Raw genomic sequence first — 9,505 nt, 5'->3', positions numbered from 1 at the left:
TAAATTGTTAAAGAGCTTCACTTGTTGAGCGTTCCTTTTAAGTAAGGAGCCTCTCGAAGTGGACGGCCATTCTAGCGAATTAGGTTCCAGTGTCAAACACTTTTTCCAGCTAATTTTTCAAAGCATCTTAAATGCTTAATGTCGTCTCGTTACTTAGTTCAAACCGCTTGGTTATCCCTAGCAACGGAGGCGCATTATAGAGAGAATCCCCCTTTGCACAAGACCAAAAACGGAAAAAAACCGCCACAGGCGATCGTTCGGACACTATTCACACAAAGCGTTCAAAATAGGTACGATTAAGCCTTAATTTCGGCTAATCGTACCTATTATTCATAGTTTGATTATTGGTGAGCAATAATTCGGTCGTTATTCACCAATAGCTGTACTTTCTTCTCTGGATTTATTTTTCCAGCCAGTATCGCTTTCGCTAACGGGTTCTCAACAGTTTGTTGAATTGCTCTTTTAAGAGGCCTTGCACCATATACAGGGTCAAAACCAACTTGAGAGATTAGCTTGAGCGCTTTTTCTGAAACTTCGAGTTCATAACCATTGTCTTCCATTCGCATTTTCAAATGATCAAGCTGAATAGCGGCAATTGACTCGATGTGCTCTTGGCCTAATGGATGGAACACGACACTTTCATCAACTCGATTCAAAAACTCAGGTCGGAAATGTTTACCCACAACTTCCATAACCTCATTTTTAATGCCTTGGTAATCCAATGTATTGAAGTTCTCTTGAATACGAGTTGAACCTAGGTTCGATGTCATGATTACCACGGTATTTCTAAAATCGACGGTGCGACCTTGTCCGTCAGTTAATCGTCCATCATCCAAAACCTGCAATAGAATATTGAAAACATCTGGGTGAGCTTTCTCTACCTCATCAAGCAGAATGACAGAATAAGGTTTTCGACGAACAGCTTCGGTTAAGTACCCACCTTCTTCATAACCCACATAACCAGGGGGCGCACCAACTAAACGAGCAACAGAGTGTTTTTCCATAAACTCAGACATATCGATACGAACCATCGCATCTTCACTATCGAACATAAAGTTAGCTAATGTTTTACACAGTTCCGTTTTACCGACACCTGTTGGCCCTAAGAACAAGAACGAACCAATCGGCTTATTCGGATCAGACAAACCAGCACGGCTACGACGAATCGCATTCGATACCACTTCGACCGCTTCCGCTTGACCGATAACCCGCTTATGCAGAACACCTTCCATTTTCAGAAGCTTCTCCTTTTCTGCTTCTAGCATTTTAGAAACAGGAATACCGGTTTGCTTTGAAAGGACATCGGCGATCTCAGCGTCGGTCACCTTATTACGTAATAAGGTCATTTCTTGCATTTCAGCTTGAGTCGCGAGATCTAACTGCTTCTCCAATTCTGGAATTCGACCATATTGCAATTCAGACATACGGTTAAGGTCACCAGCGCGTCGTGCAAAATCCATATCCATTCGAGCTTGTTCTAGCTCTGATTTAATATGTTGCGTACCAGACAGCGCCGCTTTTTCAGCGTTCCAAACTTCTTCAAGCTCTGCGAAATCGCGTTCTTTCTCAGAAAGTTCGCTTTGTAACGTACGAAGCCTCTTTTCACTGGCCTCATCATTTTCATTCGTCAGAGCTTGCTGTTCGATCTTCAATTGAATGATTTTGCGCTCTAACTTATCCAATGACTCGGGCTTTGAATCTATCTGCATTCGAATACTCGAAGCCGCTTCATCAATGAGATCAATCGCCTTATCTGGTAACTGACGATCTGAAACATATCGGTGAGATAGCGTTGCCGCCGCTACGATAGCAGGATCGGTAATTTCTACATGATGGTGGAGTTCATAGCGCTCTTTCAAACCACGAAGAATCGCTACCGTGTCTTCAACGGTGGGTTCATCCACGATCACTTTTTGGAATCGACGCTCCAAAGCCGGGTCTTTCTCTATATATTGTCGGTATTCATCGAGCGTTGTTGCGCCGACACAATGCAGTTCACCACGAGCTAATGCTGGTTTCAGCATGTTACCCGCATCCATAGAGCCTTCGCCTTTACCTGCGCCGACCATAGTATGAATTTCATCGATAAAGAGAATGACATTGCCTTCTTCTTTCGATAATTCATTAAGCACTGATTTTAGACGCTCTTCGAATTCACCACGATATTTAGCACCCGCAACTAATGAGCCCATGTCTAATGAAAGCACTCGTCGGCCTCTTAAGCCTTCAGGCACTTCATTATTGATAATACGCTGAGCCAAACCTTCGACAATCGCAGTTTTACCTACACCGGGTTGACCGATAATGACAGGGTTGTTCTTAGTACGACGTTGAAGGACTTGAATCGTGCGACGAATTTCATCATCACGACCAATCACAGGATCTAGCTTGCCTTGCTCTGCTCGCTCGGTCAGATCAATGGTGAACTTCTCTAAAGCTTGGCGTCTATCTTCCGCATTCGGGTCATCAACCTTTTGACCACCACGAACTTGCTCGATAGCTTGAGATAGTTTTCGCTCAGTAAGGCCTAACTCTTTAAGTAAGTTACCTAGAGGTCCTTTGTCTTCTATTGCAGCGAGTAGGAATACTTCTGAAGATATGTAACTGTCTTGACGCTTTTGCGCGACCTTGTCACATAGGTTGAATAGCGTTCCCATTGCGTTAGAGAGCTGAACATCACCACCGATACCGCTTACTTTTGGGACTCGGTCTAATATTTCGCTTAATTTAGAACGCAATTGAACAACATCAATATTCAACATGGTGAGCAATGGACGAATCGCACTGCCATCTTGATTAAGCAAAGACACCATTAGGTGTACAGGTTCTATATATTGGTGATCACGACCTAATGCGAGCGACTGAGCATCAGATATCGCAATTTGGAATTTACTAGTGAATCGATCGAGACGCATGCCAACCTTCCTACTCTTAGATATGTTTATCTTATGGTTAGAAGATGGATACGGTAACGCAGATTTTCAAGGGATAAGGATGAAGAATAGAGCTGATATGAAAATATAAATGAACTGGATGAGTGGTTATGCTAGTCAGAGATTACTCTAACCAAATAAATGTCGCCTGACGCCCAGTAATACCATCACGACGATAAGAATAGAAAGCATCTGAATCTGCGTATGTACATAGATTCGAGTCTGTCACCGAAGTCACGCCAACTTTCATTAATCGTTGAGTCGCAAGTTGAGACATGTTTGCTAACCACTTGCCAGGTTCAGATTTAGCTTTAAATGCTAATTTCGCTTGAGGGTCAAAACGAACAAAAGCGTCCAACACATCGTTGCCAACCTCAAATGCACCTTTACCAATTGCAGGACCAAGCCAAGCAATTATCTGGTTCTCGGAATCTAGGTTTGAAAACTTTGCGACGGCATTTTCAAGAATGCCACCAGCAAGACCACGCCAACCCGCATGAACGGCAGCAACTTGAGTGCCTTTGGTATCGGTAAGGATGACCGGTAAGCAATCGGCTGTCATCGCAGAACACACAACACCCTTTGCAGTGGTAAATGCACCATCCGCATCAAGCACATTCGCCACAGGTTCTAAAACTGTAACGACATCCGTTGAGTGAGTTTGATTTAGCCATACCGGAGCCGTGGGCATATTAGATTGTTGCTTTAGCCATGTTCGATTGCTTTCAACAAGTAAAGCATCATCCCCAACGTGCATACCAAGGTTTAACCCTTGATAGGCACCTGTAGAACAACCATCAAAACGAGTCGAAGCAAATGCTTTCACGTTTTTTGGTGCATTCCAGTCAGGGATGATCATTGACACGATTAAATGTCGTCTTCTATGTTTTCGCGAGCATCAACACGCAACGCTTCAGCCATCACAACCATGTCATTTGGCACAGGTGCGTGGAACTCTACTTCTTCACCAGTAATCGGGTGAACAAACTTCAGCATAACCGCGTGTAGCGCTTGGCGATCAAAAGAACGAATCATTGTCGTTAGCTCTTCAGATGCACCTTTTGGAATACGTGCACGACCACCGTACGCAATATCACCTAACAACGGGTGCTGAAGGTATGACATGTGAACACGGATTTGGTGAGTACGACCCGTTTCTAGGCGCAGACGAATACGAGTATGTTCGCGGAAGTGCTCAGCAACACGGTAGTGAGTTACCGCAGGCTTACCCAGTTCATTAACGTCCATTAACGTACGCTTAGTTGCATGACGGCTAATGCCTTTCTCAACCACACCACCCGCTGTCATTTTACCAATAGCAATTGCTTCATATTCACGAGTAATACGACGTTTAGCAAGAGCTCGTACAAGGCGAGTTTGAGCTGGAACCGTTTTAGCCACAACCATAAGGCCAGTTGTGTCTTTATCAAGACGGTGCACAATACCCGCACGAGGTACTTCAGCAATCTGAGGGTAATGGAAAAGCAATGCGTTTAGTATGGTTCCATCCGGCGTACCTGCACCTGGGTGTACAACCAGATCGCGAGGTTTATTGATAACCAATAAATCATCATCTTCATAGACAATGTCTAACGGAATATCTTGTGCTTCCCAGCGCTCTTCATCCGCAAGCTCTGCTTGTAAGATGATCGCTTCACCGCCCAAAACTATGGTGCGCGGTTTAGTGATAACTTCGCCATCCACTTGGATTTTGCCGTCAAGAAGCCACTCTTTAATACGAGAGCGAGAAAAATCGGTAAATAGTTCAGCGACAGCTTGGTCTAAACGTTGACCTAACTGGCTGCTTTTTACTGTGTCTGTTAATGTTATCTGCTGAGCCATATCGAACTTTTTTAAAAACCGTGAGACTAATACCCATTAGTATGGATAAAATAGAATAATTGCATCATTGTATCTGTTACTGGTTAGAAAGTAACGGAAGCTTACGAAATATTTAATTCAAGGAATCGACGCCTGACATGAAACACCTTACTTTAACGGGTCTATTAGCCGTATCACTCTTAGTTGGTTGTTCAAGTAGTGAAGAAATAGTACCGGATGTACCGCCATCGGTTCTTTACTCTGACGCCCAAGAATCACTGCAGAGTGGTAGCTGGCTTTCTGCAATCGAAAAGCTAGAAGCCTTAGACTCACGTTACCCATTCGGCGCCTATTCTGAACAAGTACAACTGGATCTGATTTACGCTTACTACAAAAATGATGACTTGGCGCTTGGCCTTGCGACTATTTCGCGATTCCTACGCTTAAACCCTACTCATGAAAAACAGGATTGGGTTCTTTACATGCGCGGTTTAACGCATATGGCACAAGACCGAAACTTCATGCATGATATTTTTAATATCGATCGTAGCGACCGAGACCCAGAACCTGTGAAACTTGCATTTGCTGATTTCAAACGACTGTTAGAACGTTTCCCAGCAAGCCCATACGCTGAAGATGCACAAAAACGCATGTTCGCACTGAAAAACCGCCTCGCGGAGTATGACTTAGCAACCGCTGATTTCTACCTGCGTCGTGAAGCTTGGATTGCAGCTATAAACAGAACACAAGAGTTGCAGAAGACTTACCCTGACACCATTGCTGCACGTAAGTCTTTAGACATTCAATTAGAAGCTTATGAACAACTAGGCTTAGAAGACGCAGTGTTACGAACAGAAAAGTTAATCGAGCTCAATCCACTGCCTTAGTCAGCGAATCACACTCGTCGTTAACTAAAACAATCACTTCAAAATCGCGCTAATTTGTTAGCGCGATTTTTTTTGAACTTCGTCTGGTAAACTTGATGAATGGCAACATAAGCAGTATCTTCAATAGATAACTTTTAACAAAACATCAACATGGAGTGTGGATGTGAGCAGGATGTTATTATTTATCTGGATCGGGTTATTTAGCCAACTTTCCAACGCATTAGAACTGTCCCCATTGAGCAATCAACCTTACATGGGAGACTTAGATGTACTCAAAACAAAAGGAACAGTGAGAGTATTGGTTTCGGCTGATCTGGGCTTTTACTACATAGAAGATGGCAAGCCAAAAGGTATTGTGGCAGAAATGCTCTACCACTTTGAGAAAAGTCTTCGTAAGAAGCACCCCTATCTCAACGTTCAAATCATCCCCGTGCAACGAGATGATCTACTCCCCTCGTTAGAATCTGGTTACGGTGATGTCGCTGTCGCCAACCTAACGATCACCGACAAGCGGTTAAGTGTCATCGATTTTTCCGATCCAATGATCAAAGATGGGAAAGAACTGATTATCACCGGAAAAAATTCTGCCCCTATCACCGAAATCAAGCAATTGAGTGGTCAAGAGGTCTGGATCCGAGCTAGCTCAAGTTACTTCGAGAGTGTTCAAAGAGTCAACAAAGAGCTTAACGCACTAGGTTTACCACCACTGCATGTCCACTTTATCGAAGAATCATTGCAAGACTACGAGCTGATAGAACTGGTTAATCAGGGTTATATACAAGGTACAGTTCTAGATAGCCACAAAGCTAAGCTCTGGCTCGATGTTATGGAAAACATTCAGGTACACACTGAGTTGCCGCTGCGTGAAAATGGTCAAATTGCTTGGGCACTGAGAAAAGACAGCCCTCAGCTAAAGAAAGAGATCAACAAATACGTAAAGACCGCACGAACAGGAACTCTACTTGGGAACGTTATCTATAATAAATACATCGACAACACTCGTTGGTTAGGACGAGCACTCAACCCAAATAAAGTAGACCGAGTGGCAAAACTGGCAGATGTCTTTGAAAAATATTCGAATGAATACGAATTCGACCCTTTGATGATGTCAGCTCAAGGTTTCCAAGAGTCTGGACTTGATCAAAGCAGGGTTTCTCACCGAGGCGCCATCGGTGTAATGCAGGTGTTGCCAAGTACCGCCAAAGACAAAAACGTCAATATAAAAAACATACATAAGGTGGATAACAACATCCATGCTGGTGTGAAATATATGCGCTTTATCAAAGACCGATATTTTGACGATCCAGCGATATCGCCTGACAATCAAATCTACTTCACTTTAGCTTCTTACAATGCCGGCCCCGCTAAGATAAGAAAGATGCGGAACATTGCTAAAAAAAAGGGTTATAACCCAAATATCTGGTTTAAAAACGTGGAAATCATCACTCGTAAGTACGTGAGTAAAGAACCCGTAACCTATGTCGCCAACATCAATCGTTACTTCGTCATTTACAAACAATTGCAAGCAATCAATGCCATCCGAGAGGACGGTACAGCGAGATTACTGAACACTAACGATTAACTTCGCCCTTAACATCAGAGCTTGAGGAACAAAGGTGTTAGATAAGGTTAAAAACATAAAAGCCGCATAAGAAAACTTATGCGGCTTTTGTTTATCTAATTCTGAAGAAGCTTACGCAGAGAGCTACATCATGATACCTATATCACAAAACACTATTGAGTAAATTTCAATCAAGCACTTTCTATAGGCTGTAGTCCGCCCCTAAAAACTGGTTTAATTTTTAGCGAAGCCTTGCCTCCAACTTATCGTTTTTCATAGGGATAACAAGTATTTTTCGACAAAAAGATATCAAGACTTGCGTGAGATCACATTTGATTTTAATGCTTATCCCACCCAACCAAAACAAGATCTAAATCACATTCTTTATTCCTAAAAGTCGTAATCTGAAGTTAACCCATGAGGGATACAACAGAGGAAAACTTCTATGAAAATGAACATCACTGGTAAAAATATCGACATTACCTCTGCAATCCGTGATCACATAGAAAGCAAATTTAAGAAGCTGGATAAATGGCAAGTAGACATCATTGGCTGCCAAGCGAGCTTTAGCGAAGAACCAAATAAAAAGAAAAAATTTGAAGCCGTTCTAACGGTACCAAAAGGCCAACTTGTTGCTTCATCAATTCATGACGACCTCTACGTAGCTATTAACGAAGTAGAACAAAAACTAGAGCGTCAACTCAACAAGCTGCGCCATAAACCAGAAGCGCGCCGCGCTGAAAAGCCTGAAATCGAAGAGCTAGAAGCTGAAGTAGAATAAGGAAATATGACAGATTAAAAAATAGCGCCTCAGGGCGCTATTTTTTTGCTTGACGCTCGTAGCTCGCTTGCTTATTGTGTTTAAACATTCATAAAACAATCACTTTTTATGCACTCTCACTCTTTGTTTATTTTTGACTTCTTTTTTCTTCCGTAAATCGGAGGCTAAGTCGTTTTAGAAAAACAAGTCAAAAACGAACAAGAAGCCTCCCACACTAGGGGGGCTTTTTTATAAGGACACATTTATGACTGACCGAACAATTTCACTAGATGATATCCGCCTTCGTCTCAATGATTTAGACGACGAACTCCTAAAATTACTTTCAGAGCGTCGTAAGCTGAGTATCGAAGTCGCTAAAAGCAAGGTAGAAACGTCAAAACCCGTTCGTGATGCAGTACGAGAGCAACAACTACTAGTCAAATTGATCAACAACGGTAAAGATAAATACGAGCTTGATGCGCAGTACATTACTAAGTTGTTTCATACCATCATTGAAGATTCGGTTCTGCTGCAACAGTCATACCTGCAAAACCTTGCGAATCCACAAAGCCGTAAACCACTAGCTCGCGTTGCATTCTTAGGTTCTAAGGGATCGTATTCTCACCTTGCGAGCCGTGAATACTTCAGCCGCAAGAATATGGAATTGATTGAGCTGAACTGTAATCACTTCAAAGAAGTCGCATCGACTGTAGAATCGGGCCATGCCGACTACGGTGTACTGCCGATTGAAAATACCAGTTCAGGGTCAATTAACGAAGTCTACGATCTACTACAACACACAACGCTTTACATCGTTGGTGAACTTTCTCAACCGATTGAACACTGCTTGGTCGCGAAAAATGATATTCGTTTAGAAGACATTAAAACGCTCTATTCGCATCCACAACCTCATCAACAATGCAGTGAGTTTTTAAGCCGCCTTAAAGATGTCAGCCTTGAATCTTGTGCAAGCACAGCTGACGCTATGAAAAAGGTGAAAGATCTAGGCGGTGATGATGTGGCAGCGATTGGTAATGCATCGAGCGGCAAGCTTTATGGACTTCAACCAATCCAAGGCAACATTGCAAATCAAACTGAGAACCACACTCGTTTCATCGTGGTCGCTCGTAAGCCTGTTGAAGTATCGACTCAGATCCCAGCGAAGACGACACTCATCATGTCGACTTCTCAAGAAGCCGGTTCTTTGGTTGAAACACTGCTGATTCTGCAACGCTTAGGTATTAACATGACCAAGCTGGAATCTCGTCCTATCATGGGTAACCCTTGGGAAGAGATGTTCTATGTGGATTTAGAAGCACACTTAGATTCAGATAATATGCAGCAAGCGATAACGGAACTAACAGCCATAACTCGTCACCTAAAAGTGTTAGGTTGTTACCCAAGTGAGAACATTAAGGCTACTCAGGTTAAGTTGTCTTAACTTTTTATTATCTGTTCCCCCATTTTAACTGCTATAAGCTTTTCACTAACCCTATCTGGCAGGGTAGTTGTCACTGTTAAAATTTAACCAGTTTGGGCGATA

7 protein-coding genes and 1 other annotated feature are annotated in these 9,505 nt (G+C 42.8%); of the genes, 4 read left to right on the top strand and 3 right to left on the bottom strand.

The genetic code is table 11. The annotated features are described in order from the left end of the window. Positions 1-341: 341 nt before the first annotated feature. The 3 genes from clpB to rluD all read right to left on the bottom strand — a co-directional run bounded on the left by clpB (position 342) and on the right by rluD (position 4,775). Positions 342-2,915 carry an ATP-dependent chaperone ClpB gene (gene clpB / locus AB6D80_RS23020; RefSeq protein ID WP_371704040.1) on the bottom strand — a complete coding sequence of 858 codons (2,574 nt, stop codon included), beginning with the start codon at positions 2,913-2,915 and terminating at the stop codon, positions 342-344. 142 nt (positions 2,916-3,057) lie between these two features. Further along, the gene (pgeF, locus tag AB6D80_RS23015; protein WP_371704044.1) at positions 3,058-3,792 is read right to left on the bottom strand and encodes a peptidoglycan editing factor PgeF; all 735 of its coding nucleotides are present in this window, start codon (positions 3,790-3,792) and stop codon (positions 3,058-3,060) included. 8 nt (positions 3,793-3,800) lie between these two features. Further along, a complete protein-coding gene (rluD, locus tag AB6D80_RS23010; protein WP_009848467.1) occupies positions 3,801-4,775 on the bottom strand; it encodes a 23S rRNA pseudouridine(1911/1915/1917) synthase RluD in 975 nt (324 codons plus the stop codon). A gap of 137 nt (positions 4,776-4,912) precedes the next feature. On the opposite strand from rluD, the gene AB6D80_RS23005 reads away from it, so the two are divergent. From AB6D80_RS23005 to pheA, 4 genes are all read left to right on the top strand, one after another. After that, entirely contained in the window at positions 4,913-5,641 is a 729-nt protein-coding gene (locus AB6D80_RS23005; RefSeq protein ID WP_009848466.1) for an outer membrane protein assembly factor BamD, read from the top strand. Positions 5,642-5,798: 157 nt separating this feature from the next. Further along, positions 5,799-7,223 carry a lytic transglycosylase F gene (locus AB6D80_RS23000; protein ID WP_309598818.1) on the top strand — a complete coding sequence of 475 codons (1,425 nt, stop codon included), beginning with the start codon at positions 5,799-5,801 and terminating at the stop codon, positions 7,221-7,223. Between the two features lie 424 nt (positions 7,224-7,647). Next, entirely contained in the window at positions 7,648-7,983 is a 336-nt protein-coding gene (hpf, locus tag AB6D80_RS22995) for a ribosome hibernation-promoting factor, HPF/YfiA family (RefSeq protein ID WP_004735034.1), read from the top strand. Between the two features lie 110 nt (positions 7,984-8,093). Further along, positions 8,094-8,215, top strand: a sequence feature (Phe leader region). 12 nt (positions 8,216-8,227) lie between these two features. Beyond that, positions 8,228-9,403 carry a prephenate dehydratase gene (gene pheA / locus AB6D80_RS22990; protein WP_017098363.1) on the top strand — a complete coding sequence of 392 codons (1,176 nt, stop codon included), beginning with the start codon at positions 8,228-8,230 and terminating at the stop codon, positions 9,401-9,403. Positions 9,404-9,505: the final 102 nt, after the last annotated feature.

The organism is Vibrio sp. 10N.247.310.17 (assembly GCF_041466605.1).
GTDB lineage: Bacteria > Pseudomonadota > Gammaproteobacteria > Enterobacterales > Vibrionaceae > Vibrio > Vibrio tasmaniensis_A.
The sequence above is the reverse complement of the archived record's forward strand: the minus strand, read 5'-3'. Positions and strand labels throughout refer to the sequence as shown.

What these genes read in the sequence shown, in the direction of transcription:
- clpB (WP_371704040.1), bottom strand. Translation starts at nt 2,915, where the DNA reads ATGCGTCTCGATCGATTCACTAGTAAATTCCAAATTGCGATATCTGAT.
- pgeF (WP_371704044.1), bottom strand. Translation starts at nt 3,792, where the DNA reads ATGATCATCCCTGACTGGAATGCACCAAAAAACGTGAAAGCATTTGCT.
- rluD (WP_009848467.1), bottom strand. Translation starts at nt 4,775, where the DNA reads ATGGCTCAGCAGATAACATTAACAGACACAGTAAAAAGCAGCCAGTTA.
- AB6D80_RS23005 (WP_009848466.1), top strand. Translation starts at nt 4,913, where the DNA reads ATGAAACACCTTACTTTAACGGGTCTATTAGCCGTATCACTCTTAGTT.
- hpf (WP_004735034.1), top strand. Translation starts at nt 7,648, where the DNA reads ATGAAAATGAACATCACTGGTAAAAATATCGACATTACCTCTGCAATC.
- pheA (WP_017098363.1), top strand. Translation starts at nt 8,228, where the DNA reads ATGACTGACCGAACAATTTCACTAGATGATATCCGCCTTCGTCTCAAT.